We start from the raw sequence: 26,380 nt of genomic DNA on the forward strand, positions 1-26,380 counted from the left end.
TGACCTTCGTCGACGCGCACGTGTTGGGGCGCCGGCTGGAGGGCCTGACCAGGTCTCGGTCCGGCGCACCGGGCGATTTCGACGACGCGCTCGCCCGCGCCGAGGCGAAGGTGGCCGCGCGGCAGGCCTCGGTGCCCGTCGCCACGTACCCGCCGGACCTGCCGATCACTGGCCGACGCGCGGAGATCACGGCCGCGCTGCGCGCCAATCAGGTGCTGATCGTGGCCGGGGAGACCGGCTCGGGGAAGACCACCCAGCTGCCGAAGATGTGCCTGGAGATCGGCCGCGGGATCCGCGGGCAGATCGGGCACACCCAACCGCGGCGGTTGGCCGCCCGCACGGTCGCCGAACGGCTCGCGGAGGAGCTGGGCAGCGAAGTCGGCGCGGCGGTGGGCTGGACGGTGCGGTTCACCGACCGGGCCAGCCCGGACACCCTGGTCCGGTTGATGACCGACGGCATCCTGCTGGCGCAGATCCAGCACGACCCGCGGTTGCTCGCCTACGACACCGTGATCATCGACGAGGCGCACGAACGCAGCCTCAACATCGACTTCCTGCTGGGCTTTCTCAAGCAGCTGCTGCCGCGCCGCCCGGACCTGAAAATCATCATCACCTCGGCCACCATCGACGCCGACCGCTTTGCCCGCCATTTTGATGGCGCACCGGTGATTGAAGTCTCCGGCCGCACCTTCCCGGTGGAAGTGCGCTATCGCCCGCTCAAGCAGCGCGACGAAGACGAGCGCGAAATGGAAATGGAAGACGCCATTGTCGATGCCGCCGACGAGCTGTCGCGCCAGGGCGCGGGTGACATGTTGGTGTTTTTGCCCGGCGAGCGCGAAATCCGCGAAACGGCGGAAAAGTTGCGTAAATCCGGCATTCGCGGTTATGAAATCCTGCCCTTGTTTGCCCGTCTGTCCAACGAAGACCAGCAGAAAATCTTCAAGCCATCCGGCGGACGGCGCATCGTGCTGGCCACCAATGTGGCGGAAACCTCGCTTACCGTGCCGGGCATCAAGTATGTGATTGACACCGGTCTGGCGCGCATCAACCGCTACAGCCCGCGCGCCAAGGTGGAACAGCTGCAAGTGGAGAAGATTTCCCAGGCGGCGGCGCGCCAGCGGGCTGGCCGGTGTGGCCGGGTGGAAGCCGGTATATGCGTGCGGCTGTACAGCGAAGAAGACTTCAACGCCCGCCCGGCGTTTACCGACCCGGAAATTGTCCGCTCCAATCTGGCGGCGGTGATTCTGCGTATGGCCGCACTGCGCCTGGGCCGAGTGGACGCCTTCCCCTTCCTGGAAGCCCCCAGCAGCCGCCTGATTGCCGACGGCTACCAGGTGCTGACCGAGCTGGGCGCAGTAACCGACAGCAATGAACTGACCTCTATCGGCAAGGAGCTGGCACGCATTCCGGTAGACCCGAAAGTGGGCCGCCTGTTGCTGGCGGGCCGCGACTTCGGCTGCATGCGCGAGGTGCTGATCATCGCTTCGGCGCTGTCCATCCAGGACCCGCGCGAGCGCCCTTTCGAAGCGCGCGAAGCCGCCGAGCGCGCCCAGGCCCGCTTCAATGATGAAAAATCCGACTTCCTGTCCTATCTGCACCTGTGGGACTTCTTCAGCGAGGCCATCAAGCACAAGAAGTCCAACCGCCTGCTGGTGAACACCTGCCACGAGCACTTCCTGTCCTATCTGCGCCTGCGCGAATGGCGCGAGCTGCACGGCCAACTGGCGGAAATTGCCAGCGAACTGGGCCTGATCAAGCGCGAAGCAGCGCATGCCGATGCCGAGCAGCCCGACGCCCAGCTATCGCAGAAAAAGCGTCAGCAACTGGATGCCGTGGCCTATGAAAACCTGCACAAGGCGCTGCTGACCGGCCTGGTGGGCAATATCGGCATGAAGAATCTGGAAGGCGACGACTACCTGGGTGCACGTGGCGTCAGCTTCCATGTCTTCCCCGGCTCCGGCCTGAAAAAGAGCAAGCCCAAGTGGCTGGTGGCGGCTGAACTAGTGGAAACCACCCGCCTGTACGCCCGTTGCGTGGCCAAGATCGAACCGGAATGGGTAGAAAAGCTGGCCCCGCATCTGGTGAAATACCATTACTTTGAACCGCACTGGGAAAAGAGCCGCGGCGAAGTAGTGGCCAGCGAACGCGTCACCCTGTACGGCCTGACGCTGATTCCGCGCCGGGCGGTGAGCTATGGCCGCATTGCGCCGGAAGAAGCCCGCGAGCTGTTCATCCGCGGTGCGCTGGTGAACATGGATTACGTCAGCAATGCGCCCTTCTTCCAGCGTAACCAGCAGCTGATCCGCGAAGTGGAGCAGCTGGAACACAAGGCGCGCCGTCAGGACGTGCTGGTGGATGAAGAAGCGCTGTATGCCTTCTATCACGAACGCATTCCGGCCATGGTGGTGGATGCCGCCAGCTTTGAAGCCTGGCGCAAGGAAGCGGAAAAAACCGAGCCCAAGCTACTGCAACTGACCCGCGACGAACTGATGCGCCACGCCGCCCAGCACGTGACGGAAAACCAGTTCCCGGAATGGCTGGAACTGGAAGACGGCAAGCTGCGGCTGAAATACCGCTTTGAACCCAAGCACCCGCTGGATGGCGTCACCATGGATGTGCCGCTGGCCATTCTCAACCGCCTGCAACCCGCCCCGTTTGAATGGCTGGTGCCGGGCATGGTGCGCGACAAGCTGCAACAGCTGCTCAAGGGCCTGCCCAAGCAGGTGCGACGCTGTTGCGTGCCGGTGCCGGACTTTGTCACCCGCTTCCTCAGCAGCAATCCGGACCTGCAGCAGCCCATTGCCCCGCAACTGGCACGTTTCATCCTGCGCGAAACAGGTGGTGTCAAGGTCGACATCGACGAATTCAACAAGCAGGAATTGCCGGAACACCTGTTGTTCAACTTCCGCATCATCGACGACGGCAAGCAGGAAATCGGCCTGGGCCGCGACCTGCTGGCCCTGCAAAAACAGTTTGGCCAGGCTGCCCAGCTGACCTTCCGCGACAGCAGTGCCGACTTCGAACGCGACGAGGTCAGCAGCTGGGACTTTGGCGACCTGCCGGAAAGCATCCAGTTTGCCCGTGGCCGCCAGCAGCTCACCGGCTATCCGGCGCTGACGCTGGAGCAGGACAAGGTGGCCATCCGCCTGTTCGACACCCAGCCCGAGGCCGAACGTCACCATCGCGCCGGGGTGATCCGCCTGTTGCAACTGCAATTGAAGGAGCAGATGAAGCAACTGGGCAAGGGCCTGTCCGGCATGACCCAGATTGGCCTGAACCTGCGCAATGTGGCCAATGTGGATGTGCTGCTGGCCGATGCTATTGCCTGCATCTGCGACCGCGCCTTTATTGGCGAGGACACGCTGCCGCGCAGCGAAAAAGCCTTCAACGAGCAGAAAACCCGCGCCCGCACCCGCCTGCCGGCGGTGATTCAGGCTGTCACGCAATACCTGGGCCAGATCGGCAGCGAATACATGGTGCTGTATACCAAGTTGCAGAAACACCGCCTGGGAAATGAGCTACAACAGCAATTGAGCCGTCTGGTATACCCAGGCTTTTTGCAGGCCACACCATGGGCGCAATTGCCCCAGCTTACCCGCTACATGCGCGCCATGAGCCTGCGCATGGACAAGCAGCCGGCCAATCCGCAGCGCGATGGCCAGCGGGCGGCGGAAATCCGCGAACTGTGGAACAAGTGGGAAGCCCGGCTGGCAGATGAGCGCGAGCGCGGCGAGCCATCACCGGCCTTGCTGGAATTCCGCTGGCAGCTGGAGGAGTTGCGTGTCAGCCTGTTTGCCCAGGAACTGAAAACACCGTACCCGGTTTCGGTAAAGCGATTGCAAAAAGCATGGCAGGACTTGCCTAAACAATGATCATTATCAATATTTAGCCGGGGCAAACACTGGCCGGTCTGATGACATAGCTATAAAATCCTGCCATTAAACGATAACGGCCCGCCATGTCAGACAACCCGCTTTCGGACAAGCTGAAATCCAGCGCCATTTCCATCGGCAAGGAATTGCCGATGGATGTCTACGCCAAGAACGGCATTTTGCTGCTCCGGCGCGGGCACTATGTGCTATCGCCCGAGATGAAACACCGGCTGGTCAAACTGGGTTTCGCCGAGCATCAGGAAGAAATCAAGCCAGCAGAAAAGCCCGAGCAGGAGCAAAACAAGAGCCAGTCGCTGTTTGAAGAAATCATCTTCCTGCAGCAGCGAGTGCGCAGCATGCTGCTGCATGCCCTGAGCCGACCGGGACTGGAAACCCGGGTACGCTCCATTGCCCAGAAAATCATGGAACTGAGTGAGCGCCACCCGGACGGACTGCTTGCCTCCATGCTGCTGCTGCCATTCAATGAATACGGCGTGGCGCATTCACTGCACACAACGGTCCTGCTGGCATTGATTACCCGGCACATGCCGCTGCCAGCGGGTCATCGGGAGATCCTGCTATGCGCCGCGCTCACCATGAATATTGCCCAGATCGAACTGCAGAACGAGCTGTTCAGCCACCAGGGCATGCTGGCACCGGAACAGCAGACTGCCATCCGGGAACATCCCTTGCTGAGTTCGGCCATCCTGCGTGAAGCCGGTATCGAGAACGAGCTGTGGCATGCCTTGGTGCAAACCCACCATGAAAACTGGCAGGGCAAAGGCTACCCCTTCGGCCTCGCGCGCAAGCAGATCCTGCCCCCGGCTCATCTTTTGCACCTGGCCGACATCACCTGTGCCAAGCTGGCCCCACGCCGCTACCGCCCAGCCCAGCTGCCCGCCACCGCACTGGGCAATCTGTTCCAGCGCAAGGATGTCGACTTTGACACGGCCTTTACCACCATGCTGATCAGGGAGCTGGGCATTTACCCCCCCGGCAGCTTTGTCAAACTGGCCAATAATGAAATTGCCGTGGTGCTGGCTCGCCGCAACAAACCCAGCGAACCGCAAGTAGCCGCACTGCGCAAGGCGGATGGCCCGGCTTATGCTGAAGTCCTGCTGCGCGAAACCAGCCAGTCTGCCTACAAGATTACCGGCCCTTGCTCCGCCAGCCTGGCAGGCGTGCGCATTTCTTTTCTGGCCAGTCTGTGGAAAGGCTGAGCGGCGAACCCGGCACGGCAAGTCGCGGATAAAAACCAAGCGCTGCATGGTAGTTGGCCCTATAATTGCCACTGTCCGACAGGACTGACCTTTTGGCCACTTGTAAACCCGAGCCGACGATAGCCGCAGCATGACCACCCGCTTCAAAAAGCAACTGCACGACAAGGTAGTGCCCGAACAAATCCGCATGGGCAAGGAACTGCCGCTGGATGTCTACGCCCGGAACGGCCTGTTGCTGCTTAGCAAGGGGCATTTCGTGCTGAGCGATCGCCAGCGCGAAAAGCTGCTGGAAATGGGTTATTCCGTTGACGGCAACCGCATGGTCGCAGTCAGCCTGCCGGAACAGCCGGACACCATGACCGTGCGCGAAAGCGTGCTGCATGAAATGGCCTTTCTGCAGCAGCGCACCCGCACCCTGCTCACCTATGCCATGCAGCTGGACGACTTCCCGCGCAAGGTCGGCCTGCTGGTGCGCGATATCGTCCGACTGACCGAGCAGCACCCAGACGGCGTGATTGCCAGCTTGCTGCTGGTGCCGTTCAACGAGTACGGCCCGGCGCATGCCCTGCACACCACCGCCCTGCTAGCCCTGCTCAGTCGTCGCATTCCGGATTTGTCCCCGGAGCAGCGCACTTCCATGCTGTCTGCCGCGCTCACCATGAACATGTCCATCTGCCAGTTGCAGAACACGCTCTATCATCAGCAGGACGTACTGACACCACAGCAGGAAGATGAAATTGCCGGCCATCCGCTGATGAGTTCCGCCATTCTGCGCGAAGCCGGTGTGGCCGACGAGCTGTGGCACTGGCTGGTGCAGACCCACCACGAATCCTGGCTGGGCAATGGCTACCCCTATGGCCTGGCACGCGGCGAAATCGAATCGCTGGCCCATATGCTGCACATGGCCGACATTACCTGCGCCAAGCTCACCCCGCGCAGCTACCGTGCCGGCATGGTACCCGCCGCTGCGCTGGGACACATTTTCCAGCGCAAGGACAGCGAGTTCGACCCGGCCTATACCACCCTGCTGATCAAGGAGCTGGGCATCTATCCCCCCGGCAGCTTCGTCAAACTGGCCAATGATGAAATCGGCGTGGTACTGGCGCGGAGCGAGAAGGCCAGCGAACCGCAAGTGGCGGCCATCCGCCGTAGCGACGGCCCGGCCTATATCGATGCACTGATCCGTGATACCAGCCTGCCGGCGCACAAGGTGGTATCTCCCTGCCCGGCCTCCATGGCTGGCGTGCGTGCCTCGCACCTGGCGCGCCTGTGGCGTACCCAGGCCAGTTGACACATTGTCATTGCAAACAGAAAAGCCGGCTTTCGCCGGCTTTTCTGTTTTACCTGCCAGATGGCTTTAGCTGGCCTCGCCCACGGCGGGCCCCTGCAGCACGTTTTGCGGAATGGTCAGCGCCTTCACCTGCGCCTGACGGGTAGCAAAATCTGCGCTCAGGATTTGCTGCTGCCAGCCAGCAATCGTTCCGGTCCCGGCCATGCGCTGCAGGCGTTCGGCCAAACGCGGCTGTACGGGCGGCTGCAGGCCGGCCAGCACTTCATCGGCACGCTCCGGCTGATTGCATACCAGCACCATATCGCAGCCGGCATCCAGCGCCGCTGCAGCCCGGGCCACAAAGCCACCAACACCGGCTGCGCCTTCCATGCCCAGATCGTCGGAGAAAATCACCCCGTCAAAGTGCAGCTGGTCGCGCAGGATGTCCTGCAGCCATACCGGCGAAAAACCGGCTGGACGTCCATCCACCGCCGGGTAAACCACATGCGCCGGCATCACCGAACCCATGCCGGCCTCCGCCATGCGGGCAAAGGGAATCAGGTCGTCGGCTTCCAGTTCGGCCAGCGTCCTGTCGTCCTGCGGCATCACGAAATGGCTGTCGCCAGCGACAAAACCGTGACCAGGAAAATGCTTGCCACAGGTAGTCATGCCGCCTTGCTGCAGGCCACGCTGCAAAGCCAGCGCCAGTTCGCTGACAATCTGCGGATTACGGTGGAAGGCCCGGTTGCCGATCACGGCACAGCGGCCCCAGTCCAGGTCCAGCACCGGGGTGAAGGACAAATCAATCCCGCAGGCACGCAATTCGCCAGCCAGTACCACGCCTACATTTTCGGCAGCGGCACGGGCTGCGGCTTCGTCCTGCTGCCACATCTCGCCCAGCACACTCATCGGCGGCAGACGGGTGAAGCCATCGAGAAAACGCTGTACGCGTCCACCCTCGTGGTCAACGGCAATCAGCAGCTCCGGCGTGCGCAGGCTGCGGATTTCGGCGGTCAGTGCCTTGAGCTGTTCGATATTGTGAAAATTACGGCGAAACAGGATGACGCCGCCCACCAGCGGGTGGGACAGACGGGCTCTCTCCTGTTCGCTCAGGGCAAAGCCGTGTACATCCACCATCACCGGACCACGCGGCAGGTTCGCTACTTGCATGGCTGACTCTCCAGACTGTGCGGGGGCTGTCCCCCTGATTGATGATCATGCCGGGCAGTACCCGGCGCGGTGCTTAGGCCTGCTCCAGCACCACAAAGGCCAGGGCATGCTCCCGCTCGTCGGTGATGGAAACATGGCTGCGCACAATGCCGCGCTGGCTGAGGAAATCCTGCAGAGCCGCAGCAAAGACCAGTTGCGGCTTGCCCAGTTCGTCATGACTGACCGCGATGGCAGTCAGCAACACCGGCTCCACCACCCCGGTGCCGACGGCCTTGGACAGCGCTTCCTTCACGGCAAAACGCTTGGCCAAGAAGCGGGCCTGATCGCGGGATTGCAGAAAATCCGCCATTTCGGACTCCGCCAGAATCCTCCGCCCGGCCTTGTCGCCCCAGCGCTGCAGCAGGCCCTGCATACGGGCGATTTCCACCATATCGGTACCGATGCCGTAGATCATGCCCCCGTCCCTTCCTGCCGTGTCTTAGCCGCGACGGGCCTCTTGCATCAGGGCCTTCATGTCGCGCACGGCACGATCCAGCCCGACGAACACCGCCTGGCCGATGATGGCGTGGCCGATGTTCAGTTCGCTGATTTGCGGAATGGCGGCAATCGGCTTGACGTTGTGATAGTTGAGACCATGACCTGCATTCACCACCATGCCCAGCTCGGCAGCAAAGGCAGCCGCACCGCGAATGCGCGCCAGTTCGGCTTCACGCTCGGCAGCGTGCACGGCGTCAGCATAAGCACCGGTGTGCAGTTCGATCACCCGGGCACCGGCTTCATAGGCCTTGCTGATCTGCGCGCGATCCGGATCGATGAAGATAGACACGCGGATGCCGGCCTGCTGCAGGGTTTCGGTGTAATGGCAGACATCGGCATAGTGGCCCAGCACATCCAGTCCGCCTTCGGTGGTGACTTCTTCGCGCTTTTCCGGCACCAGGCACACATCTTCCGGGGCCACTGCCAGCGCATTGGCCAGCATTTCCGGCGTCATCGCCATTTCCAGATTCATGCGAGTCTTGATGACCTGGCGCATGGCCACCACGTCAGCATCCTGGATGTGGCGGCGGTCTTCACGCAGATGCAGGGTAATCAGGTCGGCACCGGCGGTTTCGGACACCAGTGCAGCCTCTACCGGGCTGGGGTAGCGGGTACCGCGTGCCTGACGCAGGGTGGCAACGTGGTCGATATTCACACCAAGCAAAATCATCTTCAGCTCCTGTTGGCAGGCCTCAGTCGGCAATGGCGTTGATGGCCTGCAAGAGTTCACGCGAGGCCAATGGCTCCTCGCCCAGCAAATCGGTCAATAGCAGCCGCAGCAGGCTGCGCGCCGCACGGCGGGTGCTAATGGCGCTGTAATTGTCGGCCTCAATGGCCAGCAGCTCGCTACCGGGCAGGCGCAAAAACGGGCCGACCGGGTCGAAACCGGCATCGCGCTCTGCCAGCGCACCGCCGCGGCACAGGTAGTCTGCTGCCGCGTCGATGACCTCGCCGTGCTGATCGCAGGCAAAGCTGCCGGCATAGCCCAGCGCTTGCAATAGCCGCAATTCGTAACGTCGCAAGGTGGCGGACAGGGAGTCGGCCACCGCCAGTGCCCTGACCGCCTGGTCGTAGACAGTGAAGGCGCGCGGTTCGGCATCGTCACGGGCGGTCAGCTTGAGCATCAGCTCATTCAGGTAGAAACCGCATACCAGGCGAATGCCGGCCAGCTGCGGCACGCCGCCGTTCCATTCCGCCGTGTGCAGGGTACGCACTTCGCCCTTGCCAAACCAGGACAGGGTGAGCGGCTGAAACGGCAGCAATACGCCGCGCACATCGGCACGCGGTCGGCGCGCGCCACGCGCTACCATGGTAAAGCGGCCATGCTGTGGGGTAAGTACCTCCACCAGCAGGCTGGTTTCCCGATAGGGCTGCGCATGCAAGAGATACGCCTGCTGACGGTCTACTCTGCCCGGCTGGCTCATGCGTCCCCGCCTCGGCTGACATCCGCCACCGGCTCGATACGATCCACCTGCAAGGAAAACTGCAGCCGGCCCTGACGGTCGCTTTCGCGTGCTAGCAGGTGTTCGGCATGCACGCGCCAGGCGGCGATGGCATCGACATCATCCCAGTAACAGCGGGTGACCGGCATGCCGTCGCCATCCTCGGTGGCCTCGGCCCCCAGATAGCCGGCCTGCAACTGGGCCAGACGCAGCATGCGCCCGGCCAGATCGGCGGGTTTGGCCGGTGCAGAAAAAATCACCGCCCAACAGGGAGGTCGTGGCAGTTGCTGCGACATCAGTTCAGGCCGAAGTCCCGCAGGAAGCGCACATCATCGGCCCAGCCGGATTTCACCTTCACCCAAACTTGCAGGAAGACCTTGCCATCAAACAGCTTTTCCATATCCAGGCGGGCTTCGGTGGAAATCTTCTTCAGCTTCTCGCCGCCCTTGCCGATGACGATGGGCTTCTGGTTTTCCTTGTCTACCAGAATGGCGATGTGGATGCGGCGCAGCGCACCGTCCATCTCAAACATTTCCACTTCCACATTCATTTCATAGGGCAGCTCTTCGCCCAGGTAGCGGAACAGCTTTTCCCGCACGATTTCGGCGGAGAGGAAGCGTTCACTCTTGTCTGTCACCATGTCGTCCGGGTACAGCGGCATGGATTCGGGCAGGTGCGGACGGACTTTGTCCAGCAGCTCGGACAGGCGCTGGCCATGCTTGGCGCTGACCACTTCGCAATCAGCAAACTGGAATTCAGCGCGTACGCCATCAATGAATTCCTGCAGCAGGAACTTGTCCTTGACCTTGTCCAGCTTGTTGATCACCAGGATCACCGGGGTGTGCTTGGGCAACAGTGCCATCACTTCGCGGTCGGCCGCGCTGCAGCGCATGGCTTCCAGGATAAACAGCACACAGTCCACACTGCCCAGCGAATCCTTCACGCTCTTGTTCAGCGTTTCGTTGAGCGCACCCTTGTGGAAGGTCTGGAAACCCGGGGTGTCGACAAAAATGAACTGGGCATTGTCTTCGGTATGGATGCCGTTGACGCGGTGGCGCGTGGTTTGTGCCTTTTTCGAGGTGATGCTGACTTTCTGGCCGATGAGATGGTTCATCAGCGTGGATTTGCCCACATTGGGGCGGCCCACGATGGCCACAAAGCCACAGTGATATGCGTGTTCTGTCATGCGTGTTTCTTGCCTGTGGCCAGTTTTTGTTCAAGGAGCTGCAGCGCGACTTCGGCTGCCTGCTGTTCGGCGGCACGGCGGCTGCCGCCTTCGCCCTGGGATTCAATGATCAGCTCGCCCAGATCGCACACTACCTTGAACCATTGTTCGTGGGCTTCACCGGTCTGGGTGAGGATACGGTACTTGGGCAGCGGCCATTTACGCGCCTGCAACGCTTCTTGCAGCCGGGTCTTGGCATCCTTGGCATGCTTGGTGGGGTCGATGGCAGCCACGCGGCTGCTGTACAGACGGCGCACCACCTGCTCGGCGCGCTGGAAGTCCGCATCAAAGCTGACTGCAGCAAAGGTTGCCTCCAACGCATCGGCCAGGATGGACGGGCGGTTGAAACCACCGCTTTTCAGCTCCCCCTCGCCCAGATACAGATAGTCGCCCAGCTTCAGCTCATGGGCAATTTCTGCCAGCGTGTTCTGGTTGACCAGATTGGCACGTAAGCGGGACAGCTCACCTTCGCTCAGGCGCGGAAACTGGTCGAACAGCATGCGCGCCACGGTGTAATTGAGAATGCTGTCACCGATGAACTCAAAGCGTTCGTTATTGGAGGCCGCAAAGCTGCGGTGTGTCAGGGCCTGACGCAAGAGGTCAGGCTTCTGGAATGCATAATCCAGCGCTTCGGACAGGCGCCGGAATCGGGTATCAACGTGGTTCACTGTAGTTACTGGGGTGTCTGTCCAGCCTGGGTATCAAAATCGAAAGCCAGGCTGACATTGGCAAACAGCGGTACTTCGCGGCGATAGGCTGCACGCACGAAGACGGTGTTGGCAGTGGTAATGATGGTGAGGTTTTCCGGCTTGATAGAGGAAATGTCACCCACCATGGCGTGGTTCATGAACTCGCGACGCAGTTCGGTTTCACCCCGTCCGGGTTGGCTGGCCATGGCCGTTACCGCCTTGCGGACCTCGGCGTACTCGTTGTACACCGGCAGCACCTTGCCAGCCAGCAAGAAGCCGGCTCCGACAACAAGCATGATGAACAGTACTGAAATGACTGATAAACCCTGCTGACGCTGCATGTAAGCCCCCTGGCGGATACGGTTAGCGAATGGCGGTGCCAATGCGGGACAGCGCGCTGAAGTTCATCCAGATCAGGAAGGCCTTGCCCACCATCAGACGATCATCGACGAAACCCCAGTAGCGGCCATCCAGGCTGTTGTCACGGTTGTCGCCCAGCATGAAGTAATGTCCGGCCGGCACCTTGCAGACAAAGCCATTGTCATCATACTGGCACTGATCACGCGAAGGGAAGTCAGCTACCTGCCCCAGTGCCACCACGGGCGCATCCGGAATGTTCAGCACCTTGTACGACTTGCCATCCATGACTTCCTTGAACTGGTCGTTGTGAATCATCGCCATTCCTTGTTCAAGATAGTCATAAGTGCCATCTTTTTCATCCGGTACTGCCTTGCCATTGATGGTCAGACGCTTGTTACGGTACTCCACCACATCGCCTGCCACACCGATGACGCGCTTGATGTAATTGACCTTGGGGTTGGGCGGATAGTTGAACACCACCACATCACCACGGCTTACCTTGCCCACCGGCACCACCACATTGTTGAGCACCGGAACGCGAATACCATAGGCAAACTTGTTCACCAGGATGAAGTCCCCCACCACCAACCCGGGACGCATCGAGCTGCTGGGAATCTGGAACGGTTCCACCAGGAAGGAGCGCAGCAGGAACACCACCAGGATCACCGGGAAGAAACCGCGCGAATATTCAACAAAATGTCCGGGCTCACCAGCGCGTTTCTTTGCCAGCAAAAACTTGTCCAGGCCCCATACCACACCAGTTACCAGCACGAACACCAGCATGACTGCCGTAAAGCTCATGTAGTTGGACAACAGGCCGAAGCCGCCGATCACCAGAGCCAGATAACCCCACTGTATCGACACCGGCCAGTCCTTCTGCCCGACTTCGCGCTGTCCGCCAAACGCCACCAGCATACCGCCAACGATGACGGCCACGGTAAATACCCAGAACAGGTTTTCGCCCACTTATTTTTCCCCTACTTGAAGAATGGCCAGGAAAGCCTCTTGCGGGATTTCCACATTACCCACCTGCTTCATGCGCTTCTTGCCGGCCTTTTGTTTTTCCAGCAGCTTTTTCTTACGGGTGATGTCGCCGCCATAGCACTTGGCCAGAACGTTCTTGCGTAGTGCCTTCACCGTTTCACGCGCAATGATATGGCCGCCGATGGCTGCCTGCACAGCGATGTCAAACATCTGGCGCGGAATCAGTTCACGCATTTTCGAGACCAGCTCACGGCCACGGTAGACGCTGGAGGCACGGTGCACGATCAGGCTGAGTGCATCCACTTTTTCGCTGTTGACCAGTACATCCAGCTTGACCAGATCGGCGCACTGGAATTCCTTGAACTCGTAGTCAAGGGAGGCATAGCCGCGGCTGGTGGACTTGAGGCGGTCAAAGAAGTCCATCACCACTTCATTCATCGGCATATCGTAAGTGAGCATCACCTGACGGCCCAGATACTGCATATTGCGCTGCACACCGCGCTTCAGGGTACACAGGGTAATGACCGCGCCGACATAGTCTTGCGGCACCAGGATATGGGCGGTGATGATGGGTTCGCGGATCTCTTCCACCTTGCCCGGGTCCGGCAGACGCGACGGGTTGTCGACATGAATCACGCTGCCGTCTTTCAACACCAGCTCATACACCACGGTTGGCGCCGTGGTGATCAGGTCCATGTCGAATTCGCGCTCCAGCCGTTCCTGCACGATTTCCAGGTGCAACAGGCCCAGGAAGCCGCAGCGGAAGCCAAAGCCCAGTGCCTGCGACACCTCAGGTTCGTATTTGAGCGAGGCGTCGTTCAGCTGCAGCTTTTCCAGCGCATCGCGCAGGGCTTCGTAATCGTGGCTTTCCACCGGATACAGGCCGGCAAATACCTGCGACTGCACTTCCTTGAAGCCCGGCAGGGCTTCGGTAGCCGGCGTTTTCATCAGGGTGATGGTGTCACCCACCTTGGCCGACTTCAGCTCCTTGATACCGGCAATGATGAAGCCTACCTCGCCTGCGTTCAGCACATCGCGCTGTACCGACTTGGGCGAGAACACACCGACCTGCTCCACCAGATGTTCGGCACCGGTGGCCATGAACTTGATCTTGTCCTTGGGGCGAACCTGACCATCCTTGACCCGCACCAGCATCACCACGCCGACGTAGTTGTCGAACCAGGAGTCGATGATCAGGGCTTTGAGCGGGCCATCCGGATTGCCTTCCGGCGGCGGAATCTTGCTGACCACCACTTCGAGGATGTCCTGAATGCCGATACCAGACTTGGCCGAGGCACGCACGGCATCAATGGCTTCAATACCGATGATGTCCTCGATTTCCTGGGACACGCGCTCGGGCTCGGCTGCTGGCAGGTCGATCTTGTTCAGCACCGGCACCACTTCCACGCCCAGATCGATGGCGGTATAGCAGTTGGCCACGGTTTGTGCTTCCACCCCTTGCGAGGCATCCACCACCAACAGTGCGCCTTCGCAGGCAGATAGCGAGCGGGAAACCTCGTAGGAAAAGTCCACGTGTCCCGGGGTGTCGATCAGGTTCAGGTTGTACACCTGTCCGTCGCGCGCCTTGTATTGCAAGGCTGCCGTCTGGGCCTTGATGGTGATGCCGCGTTCTTTCTCGATATCCATCGAGTCGAGCACCTGGGCACTCATTTCACGCAGTTCGAGGCCACCGCAAAACTGGATGAAGCGGTCGGCCAGGGTCGATTTGCCATGGTCAATATGGGCAATGATCGAGAAATTTCTGATATGTTTCATCGGTATCCAGCAAAAAGATAAGGGCACGCTGGCGTGCCCTTGAACAACTCACACTGGCGCGGATTTTAGCCGATTTCGCCCAAATGTGCAGCCAAAGCAGGAATATCGAGATGCCAGTGACAAATCTCCTGCTCGCCTTCCATCAAAACTGGCACCAGTTCGTTGAATCTGGCCTCCAGCACGGGGTCTGCATCCACATCCACCACATTCAGCTCGAAGCCATGCCTGGCCTGCCACGGCTGCAGCTCGGCCAGCATCTGATGGCACAGGCTGCAGTACTCTCGAAAATACAAAGTCAGTTTCATTCTTCTCCACCAATGCTCAAGGGCACAAACAGGACGATGCCCTGACGCCAGAGCTGCAAGGCCAGCGTACTGCCCTTGGGTGCGGCAGCCACTGCAGCCTTGAACTGGGCAAAGCTGCTTAGCGGCTCGCCGCCCAGGCCGACAATCACATCACCGGGCTGCACGCCGGCCCGCGCTGCAGCACCGCTGGCACGCTTGACCTGCAGGCCGTATTTGACACCCACCTTGGCCAGCTGCTGCGGCGACAGCTCCTGCAACGCCAGACCGATCTGCTTCATATTCTGGGCATCAGGCACAGCCTGCGGCGAGCGGTATTCGCGCTGGGCGCTGCGAGCATCCTCCGATTTCAGCTCTTCAGGCACCACTGTCAGCTTCTGCATGGCACGATGACGCCACACCTCCAGCACCACCGGCTTGCCCGGACGGATGGCTCCAATCAGGCGCGGCAAATCCGATGAGGACTCCACCGTCTGACCGGCAACGGACAGGATGATATCACCGGTGCGCAAGCCTGCCTTCTCTGCCGGGCTCTTTTTCTCCACGTCATTCACCAGCGCACCAGATGGTTTTGCCAGCCCGAACGATGCCGCCAGATCCTTGTTCAGCTCCTGTATCGCCACACCGATACGACCACGGCTGACCTTGCCGGTGGCCTTGAGCTGATCTGCCACATTCATGGCCACATCAATCGGAATCGAGAAGGAAATACCCATAAAACCACCGGACCGGCTGTATATCTGCGAATTGATACCTATCACTTCGCCTTTCAGATTGAACAGCGGGCCACCCGAATTACCCGGATTGACTGCGGCATCGGTTTGCAGGAAGGGGACAAAATTCTCATCCGGCAGCAAGCGATTCTTGGCCGAGACAATGCCGGAAGTGACCGTGTTTTCAAAGCCGAAGGGCGAGCCGATGGCCAGCACCCACTCGCCAACCTTCACGTCCGCCATGTTTCCCAGCCGCACCACGGGCAGGTTCTTGGCATCAATCTTGAGCAAGGCCACATCGGTGCGTGCATCGGAACCAATCACCTTGGCCTTGAATTCACGCTTGTCGGTCAGGGTGACGGTAATCTCTTCCGCCCGCGCCACGACGTGGGCATTGGTCAGCAGATAGCCATCTGCCGAGATGATGAAGCCAGAGCCCAGCGAGCGCTCCTGCCGCTCTTGCTGCTGTTGCGGTGCAAAACGGCGAAAGAAGTCAAAAAAGGGATCGCCTTCCATGCCCTCGGGCAGCGCACTGAGATTCTGCTTGATGGTGGCGGTGGTGCTGACATTGACGACAGCGCGCCCTTCGGTCTCGACGATGCGAGTGAAATCCGGCAGATCAGCAGCCCAAACGGCAGCGGGTTGAACGGTGTATGCTGCAGCCGCCAGCATGGCCGCAACGATCAGCTTCTTGATCGACATGGTCGCTCCATCTTGATGTGGTTTGCACAGGAAACAGCGGTGAAGACTAAAACAGCCCACTCTCCCGAACAAGGCGGGAGGGTGGGCCTGCACCATCATGGCTTGAGTGTGATCTTGAGGTTTCTGATCATGGCCAGCATGGTGGGTTCAGGCAGGTCGCCAACCAGAGTGACCAGATAATCCCCCTGCACGGCAGTTGCCATGTTGACGGCACCATGCAGATTGACCGCCCTCTCGGCACGACCATCAGTCTGCGGCTCGATGAACAGGGATAGCATGACCAGCCCATCACTGAACACCATATGCCGTATCGTGCGTTCGGCCTGGCCCGGCAGGCTGCGCTGCACCGCACGCAGCAGCTTGAAGCCGGACGGCATACCGCTGACTTCAGAAGGCGCATCGGCATCCAGCGTCATCTGCGGTGCATTGGCACTGCGCAATACATAGTTCTGCTTGTACTGCGGCCGGAAAGCGGATTTATCCTTTGGCCCCTGCAGCTCGATCTCGGTAAAGGTGAACTGTTCAACCGCATCACCCGCAGCATTCTGGGTAATGACTTTCAAGGGCAAGTTGCTGACCGGCTCGACGCACAGACGCAGCAGATAGCGCTTGCTATCCCTGGGCTTGAGATCCATCCAGTTGCAATCCCGCTGCGCCACCCGGTCCTTGCCGCTGCGTTTTAGCGTATAGGATTGCGCAATATTGCCAATGTCATCAGGCAGGATGGCAGGAAACAGCCGCATGGCGCTGATCTTGGCTGCCGACAGCGACTTTGCATCCGGTGCATAGCAAGTCAGCTCCAGCCCCTTGCGGATGATTTCCCGCGACGGCCCATCCAGCGAGGTCCGCTTTTCCTGAATAGTATCGCCAGTCCCTCCCCGAACAATACGGAAAGTTTCCAGCGAACCATTCATCTGGTGCAGATAGGTACCCGTCAGGGGCTGCTGCCTTGCGGCAACAGCCGCCCTCTTCACCACCAGCCAATCATCATCTGCATGGGCGAGCATGGCCACGCCCATCAGACAGACCCCGGACAGCTGTGTAAGACGCATCAGTGGCGGACTCCATTTCCGTAAGAGACCTTGTAGACGCTTTGGTCTGCCGTCATTTCCTGATGGGCTGCCAGATAAAGGTCGTCATGCTCCTGGGCCGCCTGAACCGCCGCCACCGGAACACCTCGATCAGCAACCGCCGAGGCCGCATTGCCATGCGACAACTGCCAGCCCACCACGGCAGCAAAGCTGACGCTGGCCGCCAGCGCAACAGCTCCGGCACGCCGGTTGCGCACTGGCGCAAACCAGCGGCGCGGCGCCAGCACCGTGGGCTCGCCAGCAAGACGCTCGGCCACCTGGCGGCGCACGTCCACCGCAACATGGGTGTTGGCACGCATGGCATCACCAATCAGGTGATAAGCATCCCACACCTGCTTGAGCTCCTCTTCCTCAGTGATGGCTTTGATGGTTCTGTCTGCGGGCTGCCCGTCCAGCTCGCCATCCATCAGTGCAGATAATTTTTCTTTCATACCTACCACCTTCTGTTCTTGGCCGTATCCAGCAATGGCCTCAATTCGGCAGCAATTGCCTCCCGCGCCCGAAAAATGCGCGAGCGGACGGTGCCGATGGGACAATTCATCACCTGTGCAATCTCTTCGTAGGACAGTCCGTCCATCTCCCGCAGGGAAATGGCCGTTCTGAGTTCCTCCGGCAAAGCCTGCACGGCGCTATTCACTGTCGTCACGATTTCCTTGTTCATCAGCTCGGTTTCGGGCGTATTCATGTCGGGAACTTGCGACGCCAGGTCGAAGCTCTCGCCATCCTCGTCCTCAAACTCGCTGTTGACCATCGGGCGACGCCCGGCGGAACTGAGGAAATTCTTGGCAGTATTGATGCCGATCCGGTACAGCCATGTGTAAAACGCGCTCTCGCCACGGAAAGATGGCAAGGCGCGATACGCTTTGACGAATGCTTCTTGCGTCACATCTTCGATGTCGGCACCGTCGCGAATGAAACGTGACAAAAGTCTGGCCAGGCGACGCTGATATTTTGCAACAAGCAGGTCGAAAGCTCTTTTTTCACCTCGCTGGGCACGCTCCACCAACTGTTGATCGATCTCACGATCACTCATGTCGTTGTAATGCTCCCTGAATTGTCCACTGGTTTAGTTGTATGTACGGCTGTGCGGACACAGCACTAGACCGTGGCACGTGCAATGAGTTCCCCCGAGCTTTGCTGCCCGGAAACATACCAGACTGCACCCGAATCTGAAACTTCCCTCCACCTGGAGGTGCGATAGAGCGTTTGCACTCCAACCAAGCACTTGCTAGAATAACTGCAACATCACCCGCACCCCACACAAGGACCCCGTCATGAGCACACCCGGTCAACGCTTCCGTCTCGCCGTAGAACAAGAAAAGCCGCTGCAGGTTGTGGGCGCAGTCAACGCCTATGCAGCACGTTTGGCCGAACACTCAGGCTTCAAGTCCCTCTATCTGTCCGGTGGCGGTGTTGCCGCTTGTTCCTGCGGCATTCCCGACCTGGGCATCACCACGCTGGAAGACGTGCTGATTGATGTGCGCCGCATTACCGATGTGACCGAACTGCCGCTGCTGGTGGATATCGATACTGGCTGGGGTGGTGCTTTCAATATCGCCCGTGCCATCCGCAGCCTGGAAAAAGCCGGTGCAGCTGCCGTGCACATTGAAGACCAGGTGCAGCAAAAGCGCTGCGGTCATCGCCCCAACAAGGCCATTGTCAGCCAGGAAGAAATGGTAGACCGCATCAAGGCCGCTACCGATGCGCGCAAGGATGACAGTTTCGTCATCATGGCCCGCACCGACGCGCTGGCAGTGGAAGGACTGGATTCCGCCATCGAACGCGCCGTGGCCTGCGTGGAAGCCGGTGCCGACATGATCTTCCCGGAAGCCATGACCGACCTGGCCATGTACAAGCAATTTGCCGAAGCCGTGGGTGTGCCGGTGCTGGCAAACATCACCGAGTTTGGCTCCACCCCGCTCTACACCACACAGGAACTGGGCGAAAACGGCGTGTCGCTGGTGCTGTACCCGCTGTCGGCCTTCCGCGCCATGAGCCAGGCCGCACTGAATGTGTACGGCGCGCTGCGTCGCGACGGTACTCAGAAAAATGTGCTGGACCTGATGCAAACCCGCATGGATCTGTACGAACACCTGGGCTATCACAGCTACGAGCAAAAGCTGGATGGCCTCTTTGCCGAAGGCAAAAACAAGTAACTGTCCGCCGAAGGCAAAAATAAATAACCAATCAGGCCGGGCGGCCATGTGCAGCCCAGCCATGCACACAACAGTAACAGCAGAAAAATTGTCCAAGGAGAAATGGCATGACTGAAGTGGTTCTGACTGGCAAGCCGAAGAAATCGGTCGCCCTGTCCGGCGTTGCCGCCGGCAATACCGCCCTGTGCACGGTTGGCCGTACCGGCAACGACCTGAGCTATCGCGGCTATGACATTCTGGATATCGCCGATCAGTGCGAATTTGAAGAAGTGGCCTACCTGCTGGTGCACGGCAAGCTGCCGAACAAGGCCGAGCTGGCTGGCTACAAGCAAAAGCTGAAAGCCCTGCGCGGCCTGCCGCAAGTGGTGAAGAGCGTGCTGGAAGCGCTGCCCGCCTCCGCCCACCCGATGGACGTGATGCGCAGCGGCGTGTCCGCCCTGGGTTGCACCCTGCCGGAAAAAGACGACCACAATATCGCCGGTGCGCGTGACATCGCCGACCGCCTGATGGCTTCCTTCGGCTCCATGCTGCTGTACTGGTACCACTTCAGCCACAACGGCAAGCGCATCGACGTGGAAACCGACGACGACTCCATCGGCGGCCATTTCCTGCACCTGCTGCACGGTGAAAAGCCGTCCGAGCTGTGGGTGAAGGCGATGCATACCTCGCTGATCCTGTACGCCGAGCACGAATTCAACGCTTCCACCTTTACCAGCCGCGTGATTGCCGGTACCGGTTCGGACATGTACTCCAGCATCACCGGTGCCATTGGCGCGCTACGCGGCCCCAAGCACGGCGGTGCCAACGAAGTGGCGTTTGAAATCCAGAAGCGTTACGACACGCCGGATGAAGCCGAGGCTGACATCAAGGCCCGCGTGGAACGCAAGGAAGTGGTGATTGGTTTTGGCCACCCGGTGTACACCATCTCCGACCCGCGCAACAAGGTGATCAAGGAAGTGGCGCGCAATCTGTCCGCCGCAGCCGGCGACAGCAAGATGTTCGACATTGCCGAGCGTCTGGAAAGCGTGATGTGGGACATCAAGAAGATGTTCCCCAATCTGGACTGGTTCTCCGCCGTGTCCTACCACATGATGGGTGTACCGACTGCCATGTTCACCCCGCTGTTCGTGATTGCCCGTACCAGCGGCTGGAGCGCACACGTGATCGAGCAACGCATTGACGGCAAGATCATCCGTCCGTCGGCCAACTACACCGGCCCGGACGATCAGGCCTTCGTGCCGCTGGCACAACGCTGATGGTCAGGGGGAGCTAAGCCGCAAGGATAGCTCCCCGCTTTGCTTCCACCCTGAGAGTTTTAGCGACGCCATGAACAAAAACTACCGCACCCGATTGCCCGGCAGCCAGCTGGACTACTACGACACCCGCGCCGCCGTTGACGCCATTGCGCCCGGCGCCTATGCCACCCTGCCCTATACCTCGCGCGTACTGGCCGAGCAACTGGTGCGCCGCTGCGAACCGGAACTGCTGACCGACGCGCTCAAGCAATTGATCGAACGCAAGCGTGACCTGGACTTCCCCTGGTATCCGGCACGCGTGGTATGCCATGACATTCTGGGCCAGACCGCGCTGGTCGACCTGGCCGGCCTGCGCGACGCCATTGCCGACAAGGGTGGCGACCCCTCGCTGGTCAACCCGGTGGTGCCGACCCAGTTGATTGTCGACCACTCGCTGGCCGTGGAATGTGGTGGTTTCGACCCGCAGGCTTTCGAAAAAAACCGTGCCATTGAAGACCGTCGCAATGAAGACCGCTTCCACTTCATCGAGTGGACCAAGACCGCCTTCAAGAACGTGGACGTGATTCCTGCCGGCAACGGCATCATGCACCAGATCAATCTGGAAAAAATGTCGCCGGTGATTCAGGTGCGTGACGGCGTGGCCTTCCCCGACACCTGTGTCGGCACTGACAGCCACACCCCGCACGTGGATGCGCTGGGTGTAATCGCCATCGGCGTGGGTGGCCTGGAAGCGGAAACCGTGATGCTGGGCCATCCGTCCATGATGCGCCTGCCGGACATCGTCGGCGTCAAGCTCACCGGCCAGCGCCAGCCCGGCATTACCGCCACCGACATCGTACTGGCCCTCACCGAGTTCCTGCGCAAGGAACGCGTGGTGGGCGCTTACGTGGAATTCTTTGGTGATGGCGCTGCCAGCCTGTCCATCGGCGACCGTGCCACCATTTCCAATATGTGCCCGGAATATGGTGCCACTGCCGCCATGTTCTATATCGACCAGCAAACCATCGACTACCTCAAGCTGACCGGCCGCGAAGCCGAGCAAGTGGCACTGGTGGAAAACTATGCCAAGGTCAGCGGCCTGTGGGCCGATAGCCTGGTCAGCGCGCAATACGAACGCGTGCTGGAGTTCGACCTGTCCAGCGTGGTGCGCAATATGGCTGGCCCGTCCAACCCGCACAAACGTCTGCCCACCTCGGCACTGGCCGAGCGCGGCATTGCGGTTGACCTGGACAAGGCCCGTGCCGAAGAAGCCGAAGGCCTGCTGCCGGATGGCGCGGTCATCATTGCCGCCATCACCAGTTGCACCAACACCAGCAACCCGCGCAATGTGGTGGCTGCCGGCCTGCTGGCCAAGAAAGCCAACCAACTGGGCCTGCTGCGCAAGCCGTGGGTAAAGTCCTCGTTTGCCCCGGGCTCCAAGGTGGCCAGGCTGTATCTGGAAGAAGCCGGCCTGCTGCCGGAACTGGAAAAACTGGGCTTTGGCATCGTCGCCTATGCCTGCACCACCTGTAACGGCATGTCCGGCGCGCTGGACCCGAAAATCCAGCAGGAAATCATTGAGCGCGACCTGTACACCGCCGCCGTGCTGTCCGGCAACCGCAACTTCGATGGCCGCATCCACCCCTATGCCAAGCAGGCCTTCCTGGCCTCGCCGCCGCTGGTAGTGGCCTACGCCATTGCCGGCACCGTGCGCTTCGACATCGAAAAAGACGTGCTGGGCGTGGTGGATGGCAAGGAAATCCGCCTGCAGGACCTGTGGCCGTCCGATGATGAAATCGACGCCATCGTGGCGCGCTGCGTGAAGCCGGAGCAGTTCAAGCAGGTATACATCCCGATGTTCGACCTGGGTCAGGTGGAAGAAGCCAAGAGCCCGCTGTACGACTGGCGTCCGATGTCCACCTACATCCGTCGTCCGCCCTACTGGGAAGGCGCACTGGCCGGGGAGCGCACGCTCAAGGGCATGCTGCCGCTGGCGGTGCTGCCGGACAACATCACCACCGACCACCTGTCGCCGTCCAACGCCATCCTGCCCAGTTCGGCTGCCGGTGAATACCTGGCCAAGATGGGCTTGCCGGAAGAGGATTTCAACTCCTACGCCACCCACCGTGGCGACCACCTTACCGCCCAGCGCGCCACCTTTGCCAACCCGCAACTGGTGAACGAAATGGCCGTGGTGGATGGAGCGGTGAAGAAGGGTTCGCTGGCGCGTATCGAGCCGGAAGGCAAGGTCACCCGCATGTGGGAAGCCATCGAAACCTATATGGCACGCAAGCAGCCGCTGATCATCATTGCCGGTGCCGACTACGGCCAGGGCAGCTCGCGTGACTGGGCAGCCAAGGGCGTGCGGCTGGCCGGGGTGGAAGCCATCGTGGCCGAAGGCTTCGAGCGCATCCACCGCACCAACCTGGTGGGCATGGGCGTGTTGCCGCTGGAATTCAAGGCCGGCACCAACCGCAAGACCCTGGCCATTGACGGTACCGAAAGCTACGACGTGAAGGGCGACATCTCGCCGCGCTGCACGCTGACGCTGGTGATTCACCGTCGCAATGGCGAAACGCTGGAAGTGCCGGTTACCTGCCGTCTGGATACCGCCGCCGAAGTGCGGGTGTATCAGGCTGGCGGCGTGCTGCAGCGCTTTGCCCAGGACTTCCTGGAGTCCACCACCGTTTGAGTTTTGCTGCTCCCGGCCTGCAGGTATGTCCCTGCCAGCAGGTCGGACCCAGAGCAGCTCCCATGACAGTGCGGCGCGAAATCCGTTTCGCAGCCGCCCTGCTGCTTGCCACCCTATTCCGGCAATGCCTGTTGACGGCCTTGCCCACAGCATGACAGGAGAGACTGCATGGCCCATGCTCCGCAAATCCGTATCCCCGCTACTTATATTCGTGGCGGCACCAGCAAGGGGGTGTTTTTCCGCCTGCAAGACCTGCCTGCCGCCGCACAACAACCCGGCCCGGTACGTGATGCCATCCTGATGCGTGTGATCGGCAGCCCCGACCCCTACGGCAAGCAGATTGACGGCATGGGTGGTGCCAGCTCCAGCACCAGCAAGACGGTGATCCTGGCCAAGAGCAGCCGGCCCGATCACGACGTGGACTATCTGTTTGGCCAAGTGGCCATCGACAAGGCCTTTGTCGACTGGAGCGGCAACTGCGGCAACCTGTCCGCCGCCGTTGGCTCCTTTGCCATCATGAGCGGGCTGGTGGACGCCAGCCGCATCCCGGCCAATGGCGTGGCCACGGTACGCATCTGGCAGGCCAATATCAGCAAGACCATCATCGCCCACGTACCCGTCACCAATGGTGAGGTACAGGAAACCGGTGATTTCGAGCTGGACGGCGTCACCTTCCCGGCCGCCGAGGTACAACTGGAATTCCTCGACCCGGCCGACGAGGGCGAAGGCGATGGCGGTGGTGCGATGTTCCCCACCGGCAATGTAGTGGACACACTAGAAGTCCCCGGTGTGGGCAGTTTCCAGGCCACCATGATCAATGCCGGCATCCCCACCATCTTCCTTAACGCAGCAGAGCTGGGTTACAGCGGCAGCGAACTGCAGGAAGCCATCAATAGCGATGCTGCGGCACTGGCCCGCTTCGAAACCATCCGTGCGCACGGTGCCATCCGCATGGGGCTGATCAAGGACATCGCAGAAGCTGCCACCCGCCAGCACACCCCCAAGATTGCCTTTGTCGCCCCGCCGGATGGCTATACCGCCTCCAGCGGCAAGGAAATCGGGGCGACTGACATCGACCTGCGCGTGCGCGCCATGTCCATGGGCAAGCTGCATCACGCCATGATGGGCACCGCCGCAGTCGCCATCGGCACGGCTGCCGCCATTCCGGGCACGCTGGTAAACCTGGCCGCCGGTGGTGGCGAACGTCAGTCGGTGCGCTTTGGCCACCCGTCCGGCACCCTGCGCGTGGGCGCGGAAGCCAAGCTGGTGGACGGCCAGTGGCAGGTCAGCAAGGCCATCATGAGCCGCAGCGCCCGCGTGCTGATGGAAGGCTGGGTGCGCATTCCCGGCGACAGCTTCTGAGCCTTGCCGACAGGCAAAGAAAATGGCCACCTTCCGTGGCCATTTTTATTTTGAACACACCGACCAGACTCAGTCTGCTTCCACCACCCGGTTGCGCCCTGCCCGCTTGGCCTTGTACAAGGCCATGTCCGCCTGCTTTACCCAAGCCGCCTTGTCCTGCATCACGATGGAAGTGGCGGCTACACCCAGGCTTATCGTGACCTCAATTTCCCTATCATTGCAGTGCAAGGCTCTACCTGCCATTTGCTGACGCAGGCGCTCGGCCAGTTGCATGCCACCTTCCAGTGTGGTTTGCGGCAATACCAGCAAAAACTCCTCGCCACCATAGCGGATGGCGGTATCGATGGCGCGGGTATGCTCCAGTAACAACATGGCAACACGCTCGATCACCCGGTCACCAACATCATGACCATATTCATCATTCACCTGCTTGAAATGGTCGATATCCAGCATGATCAACACCGCCTGCAGCCCCGAACGCTGACTGCGCAGCCACTCTTGTTGCAATACCTCATCTCCGGAGCGCCGATTGAGCAGCCCGGTCAGCCCATCCAGCCGCACCAGTTGTGCCAGATAGGCATTGCTTTGCTTCAGCGCATTGAGCAATTGCTGGTTGCGCCCCTGCCAGTGCAGAAACAGACGATAAGCAAAAAAGGCATTAAACAACACCAGCAGGGCAAACACCCAGAAGAATACCCAGCCGGTCTGGGTCATCACCAGCGCTGCATGGCGGATATCCGGTGGCAGACCATGCTGAAGCTGCCCTAGCAGCAGGCTGCTGCCCAGGCTGAGCGACAGATAGCCATATACCAGTGCGCCCACGCTGACCAAGGCCAGCAGCAGCACGATCAGGTGCCGTGACTCAGCCTCGGCAGCCGACTTCAGGGCAATGTAGCGACTTAGCCAGCGATCGGTCACCAACCAGCTCAAAGACAGAACCGGCCCCACAAGCAACAGGTTCTGCAGGAAAAAACCCAGCCACCAGCCCTGCCAGATGGGTAGTAGCTCGCTGAATGGCTGATTATTGCAATAGGTCCAGATCAGCGCACCGCTGGAGCTGAAAATGCTGCCGACGAAAGACAGCTGGATGAAGTGCACTACCGACTCCATGCTGCGCAGACCACGCAACATGGGAAGCGCGCGAAAACCCAGCACCATCACCGCCACACCCAGCGGGTCGGCAAAGGCAAACAATATGGCCCACTGCCAGGCCATGCCGGCATAAAGCGCCAGTACCAGTGTTGTCAGATACGCTTGCAGCGCCCCCCACCACCACCCCAGGCACAAGCTCCACCACAGGCTGATCAGCAAGGCCGGATACAAGGTGATATAGATTGTCACGCCGCCAAACTGCAGCGGAATGCCAGACCAGTCATCCACCACAGACAACAGGCCCAGGCCCAGCGACAGCAACAGACTAAACAGCCAGCCACCGAACAGGCAGCACCTCTCACGCCGGGAAATGACACGCCACAGCCGCCATGGCGTCATGACGGGTGGCCGCAGTGCAGCGTCCGGGGCTGCCAGCGGCAGCACAGGAGAAGATTCTGGCGCGTCTGTATTCATGAGCGAAGTCGAGTCA

General features: G+C 60.5%; 23 protein-coding genes. 7 read left to right on the forward strand and 16 right to left on the reverse strand.

Translation table 11 applies throughout. The features are described 5' to 3' along the window. Positions 1–20: 20 nt before the first annotated feature. The 3 genes from hrpA to QVF59_RS14520 all read left to right on the forward strand — a co-directional run bounded on the left by hrpA (position 21) and on the right by QVF59_RS14520 (position 6,383). On the forward strand, positions 21–3,872 hold the full coding sequence (gene hrpA, locus QVF59_RS14510) for an ATP-dependent RNA helicase HrpA (protein ID WP_287881012.1): 3,852 nt from the start codon (positions 21–23) through the stop codon (positions 3,870–3,872). Positions 3,873–3,958: 86 nt separating this feature from the next. Then, positions 3,959–5,092, forward strand: a complete 1,134-nt coding sequence (locus QVF59_RS14515) for an HD-GYP domain-containing protein (RefSeq protein WP_287880865.1) — start codon at positions 3,959–3,961, stop codon at positions 5,090–5,092. Positions 5,093–5,222: 130 nt separating this feature from the next. Next, positions 5,223–6,383 (forward strand): HD-GYP domain-containing protein, encoded by a 1,161-nt coding sequence (locus QVF59_RS14520; protein ID WP_287880867.1) that lies wholly within the window; start codon positions 5,223–5,225, stop codon positions 6,381–6,383. Positions 6,384–6,449: 66 nt separating this feature from the next. Here the strand turns inward: QVF59_RS14520 and nagZ are convergent, their stop codons facing one another. The 15 genes from nagZ to rpoE form a co-directional block, all read right to left on the reverse strand. Then, a complete protein-coding gene (nagZ, locus tag QVF59_RS14525) occupies positions 6,450–7,532 on the reverse strand; it encodes a beta-N-acetylhexosaminidase (protein ID WP_287880869.1) in 1,083 nt (360 codons plus the stop codon). 73 nt (positions 7,533–7,605) lie between these two features. Further along, on the reverse strand, positions 7,606–7,986 hold the full coding sequence (gene acpS, locus QVF59_RS14530) for a holo-ACP synthase (protein ID WP_159876192.1): 381 nt from the start codon (positions 7,984–7,986) through the stop codon (positions 7,606–7,608). Positions 7,987–8,010: 24 nt separating this feature from the next. Further along, a complete protein-coding gene (pdxJ, locus tag QVF59_RS14535; RefSeq protein WP_159876190.1) occupies positions 8,011–8,739 on the reverse strand; it encodes a pyridoxine 5'-phosphate synthase in 729 nt (242 codons plus the stop codon). A gap of 22 nt (positions 8,740–8,761) precedes the next feature. Further along, entirely contained in the window at positions 8,762–9,493 is a 732-nt protein-coding gene (recO, locus tag QVF59_RS14540; RefSeq protein WP_287880872.1) for a DNA repair protein RecO, read from the reverse strand. Continuing rightward, complete coding sequence (locus QVF59_RS14545) at positions 9,490–9,807, reverse strand: antibiotic biosynthesis monooxygenase family protein (protein ID WP_287880874.1); 318 nt, start codon at positions 9,805–9,807, stop codon at positions 9,490–9,492. The genes recO and QVF59_RS14545 overlap by 4 nt, the downstream gene beginning before the upstream one ends. Continuing rightward, entirely contained in the window at positions 9,807–10,697 is an 891-nt protein-coding gene (gene era, locus QVF59_RS14550; RefSeq protein WP_159876184.1) for a GTPase Era, read from the reverse strand. Before era ends, QVF59_RS14545 begins: the two co-directional genes overlap by 1 nt. Further along, positions 10,694–11,404, reverse strand: coding sequence for a ribonuclease III (rnc, locus tag QVF59_RS14555; protein ID WP_159876182.1), 711 nt, complete (start codon positions 11,402–11,404; stop codon positions 10,694–10,696). The genes era and rnc overlap by 4 nt, the downstream gene beginning before the upstream one ends. Positions 11,405–11,409: 5 nt before the next feature. After that, entirely contained in the window at positions 11,410–11,766 is a 357-nt protein-coding gene (locus tag QVF59_RS14560) for a DUF4845 domain-containing protein (RefSeq protein ID WP_159876180.1), read from the reverse strand. 22 nt (positions 11,767–11,788) lie between these two features. Further along, entirely contained in the window at positions 11,789–12,751 is a 963-nt protein-coding gene (gene lepB, locus QVF59_RS14565) for a signal peptidase I (protein ID WP_287880876.1), read from the reverse strand. Further along, the gene (gene lepA, locus QVF59_RS14570; protein WP_103525228.1) at positions 12,752–14,545 is read right to left on the reverse strand and encodes a translation elongation factor 4; all 1,794 of its coding nucleotides are present in this window, start codon (positions 14,543–14,545) and stop codon (positions 12,752–12,754) included. Positions 14,546–14,610: 65 nt separating this feature from the next. Continuing rightward, entirely contained in the window at positions 14,611–14,850 is a 240-nt protein-coding gene (locus tag QVF59_RS14575; RefSeq protein WP_159876178.1) for a glutaredoxin family protein, read from the reverse strand. After that, positions 14,847–16,262 (reverse strand): Do family serine endopeptidase, encoded by a 1,416-nt coding sequence (locus tag QVF59_RS14580; RefSeq protein WP_287880879.1) that lies wholly within the window; start codon positions 16,260–16,262, stop codon positions 14,847–14,849. The genes QVF59_RS14575 and QVF59_RS14580 overlap by 4 nt, the downstream gene beginning before the upstream one ends. Positions 16,263–16,357: 95 nt before the next feature. After that, entirely contained in the window at positions 16,358–17,314 is a 957-nt protein-coding gene (locus QVF59_RS14585) for a MucB/RseB C-terminal domain-containing protein (RefSeq protein ID WP_287880881.1), read from the reverse strand. Beyond that, positions 17,314–17,784, reverse strand: a complete 471-nt coding sequence (locus QVF59_RS14590) for a sigma-E factor negative regulatory protein (RefSeq protein WP_287880883.1) — start codon at positions 17,782–17,784, stop codon at positions 17,314–17,316. Before QVF59_RS14590 ends, QVF59_RS14585 begins: the two co-directional genes overlap by 1 nt. Before the next feature lie 2 nt (positions 17,785–17,786). After that, positions 17,787–18,386 (reverse strand): RNA polymerase sigma factor RpoE, encoded by a 600-nt coding sequence (rpoE, locus tag QVF59_RS14595; protein WP_159876170.1) that lies wholly within the window; start codon positions 18,384–18,386, stop codon positions 17,787–17,789. A gap of 241 nt (positions 18,387–18,627) precedes the next feature. On the opposite strand from rpoE, the gene prpB reads away from it, so the two are divergent. The 4 genes from prpB (at position 18,628) to prpF (ending at position 24,798) form a co-directional block, all read left to right on the forward strand. Beyond that, the gene (gene prpB / locus QVF59_RS14600; RefSeq protein WP_045847945.1) at positions 18,628–19,509 is read left to right on the forward strand and encodes a methylisocitrate lyase; all 882 of its coding nucleotides are present in this window, start codon (positions 18,628–18,630) and stop codon (positions 19,507–19,509) included. Between the two features lie 107 nt (positions 19,510–19,616). Further along, positions 19,617–20,765, forward strand: coding sequence for a bifunctional 2-methylcitrate synthase/citrate synthase (prpC, locus tag QVF59_RS14605; protein ID WP_159876168.1), 1,149 nt, complete (start codon positions 19,617–19,619; stop codon positions 20,763–20,765). A 70-nt stretch (positions 20,766–20,835) separates the two neighbouring features. Continuing rightward, a complete protein-coding gene (acnD, locus tag QVF59_RS14610) occupies positions 20,836–23,436 on the forward strand; it encodes a Fe/S-dependent 2-methylisocitrate dehydratase AcnD (protein ID WP_287880887.1) in 2,601 nt (866 codons plus the stop codon). A 168-nt stretch (positions 23,437–23,604) separates the two neighbouring features. Then, positions 23,605–24,798, forward strand: a complete 1,194-nt coding sequence (gene prpF, locus QVF59_RS14615) for a 2-methylaconitate cis-trans isomerase PrpF (protein ID WP_287880889.1) — start codon at positions 23,605–23,607, stop codon at positions 24,796–24,798. A gap of 69 nt (positions 24,799–24,867) precedes the next feature. Here the strand turns inward: prpF and QVF59_RS14620 are convergent, their stop codons facing one another. Further along, on the reverse strand, positions 24,868–26,364 hold the full coding sequence (locus QVF59_RS14620) for a GGDEF domain-containing protein (protein ID WP_287880890.1): 1,497 nt from the start codon (positions 26,362–26,364) through the stop codon (positions 24,868–24,870). Positions 26,365–26,380 lie beyond the last annotated feature (16 nt).

It is taken from the genome of Aquitalea sp. (assembly GCF_030150775.1).
Classification (GTDB): Bacteria; Pseudomonadota; Gammaproteobacteria; order Burkholderiales; family Chromobacteriaceae; genus Aquitalea; species Aquitalea denitrificans.

What these genes read in the sequence shown, in the direction of transcription:
- acpS (WP_159876192.1), bottom strand. Translation starts at nt 7,986, where the DNA reads ATGATCTACGGCATCGGTACCGATATGGTGGAAATCGCCCGTATGCAG.
- era (WP_159876184.1), bottom strand. Translation starts at nt 10,697, where the DNA reads ATGACAGAACACGCATATCACTGTGGCTTTGTGGCCATCGTGGGCCGC.
- QVF59_RS14580 (WP_287880879.1), bottom strand. Translation starts at nt 16,262, where the DNA reads ATGTCGATCAAGAAGCTGATCGTTGCGGCCATGCTGGCGGCTGCAGCA.
- prpF (WP_287880889.1), top strand. Translation starts at nt 23,605, where the DNA reads ATGGCCCATGCTCCGCAAATCCGTATCCCCGCTACTTATATTCGTGGC.
- lepA (WP_103525228.1), bottom strand. Translation starts at nt 14,545, where the DNA reads ATGAAACATATCAGAAATTTCTCGATCATTGCCCATATTGACCATGGC.
- rpoE (WP_159876170.1), bottom strand. Translation starts at nt 18,386, where the DNA reads ATGAGTGATCGTGAGATCGATCAACAGTTGGTGGAGCGTGCCCAGCGA.
- QVF59_RS14520 (WP_287880867.1), top strand. Translation starts at nt 5,223, where the DNA reads ATGACCACCCGCTTCAAAAAGCAACTGCACGACAAGGTAGTGCCCGAA.
- QVF59_RS14560 (WP_159876180.1), bottom strand. Translation starts at nt 11,766, where the DNA reads ATGCAGCGTCAGCAGGGTTTATCAGTCATTTCAGTACTGTTCATCATG.
- prpC (WP_159876168.1), top strand. Translation starts at nt 19,617, where the DNA reads ATGACTGAAGTGGTTCTGACTGGCAAGCCGAAGAAATCGGTCGCCCTG.
- recO (WP_287880872.1), bottom strand. Translation starts at nt 9,493, where the DNA reads ATGAGCCAGCCGGGCAGAGTAGACCGTCAGCAGGCGTATCTCTTGCAT.
- prpB (WP_045847945.1), top strand. Translation starts at nt 18,628, where the DNA reads ATGAGCACACCCGGTCAACGCTTCCGTCTCGCCGTAGAACAAGAAAAG.
- QVF59_RS14585 (WP_287880881.1), bottom strand. Translation starts at nt 17,314, where the DNA reads ATGCGTCTTACACAGCTGTCCGGGGTCTGTCTGATGGGCGTGGCCATG.
- QVF59_RS14575 (WP_159876178.1), bottom strand. Translation starts at nt 14,850, where the DNA reads ATGAAACTGACTTTGTATTTTCGAGAGTACTGCAGCCTGTGCCATCAG.
- nagZ (WP_287880869.1), bottom strand. Translation starts at nt 7,532, where the DNA reads ATGCAAGTAGCGAACCTGCCGCGTGGTCCGGTGATGGTGGATGTACAC.
- pdxJ (WP_159876190.1), bottom strand. Translation starts at nt 8,739, where the DNA reads ATGATTTTGCTTGGTGTGAATATCGACCACGTTGCCACCCTGCGTCAG.
- acnD (WP_287880887.1), top strand. Translation starts at nt 20,836, where the DNA reads ATGAACAAAAACTACCGCACCCGATTGCCCGGCAGCCAGCTGGACTAC.
- QVF59_RS14620 (WP_287880890.1), bottom strand. Translation starts at nt 26,364, where the DNA reads ATGAATACAGACGCGCCAGAATCTTCTCCTGTGCTGCCGCTGGCAGCC.
- QVF59_RS14545 (WP_287880874.1), bottom strand. Translation starts at nt 9,807, where the DNA reads ATGTCGCAGCAACTGCCACGACCTCCCTGTTGGGCGGTGATTTTTTCT.
- QVF59_RS14515 (WP_287880865.1), top strand. Translation starts at nt 3,959, where the DNA reads ATGTCAGACAACCCGCTTTCGGACAAGCTGAAATCCAGCGCCATTTCC.
- QVF59_RS14590 (WP_287880883.1), bottom strand. Translation starts at nt 17,784, where the DNA reads ATGAAAGAAAAATTATCTGCACTGATGGATGGCGAGCTGGACGGGCAG.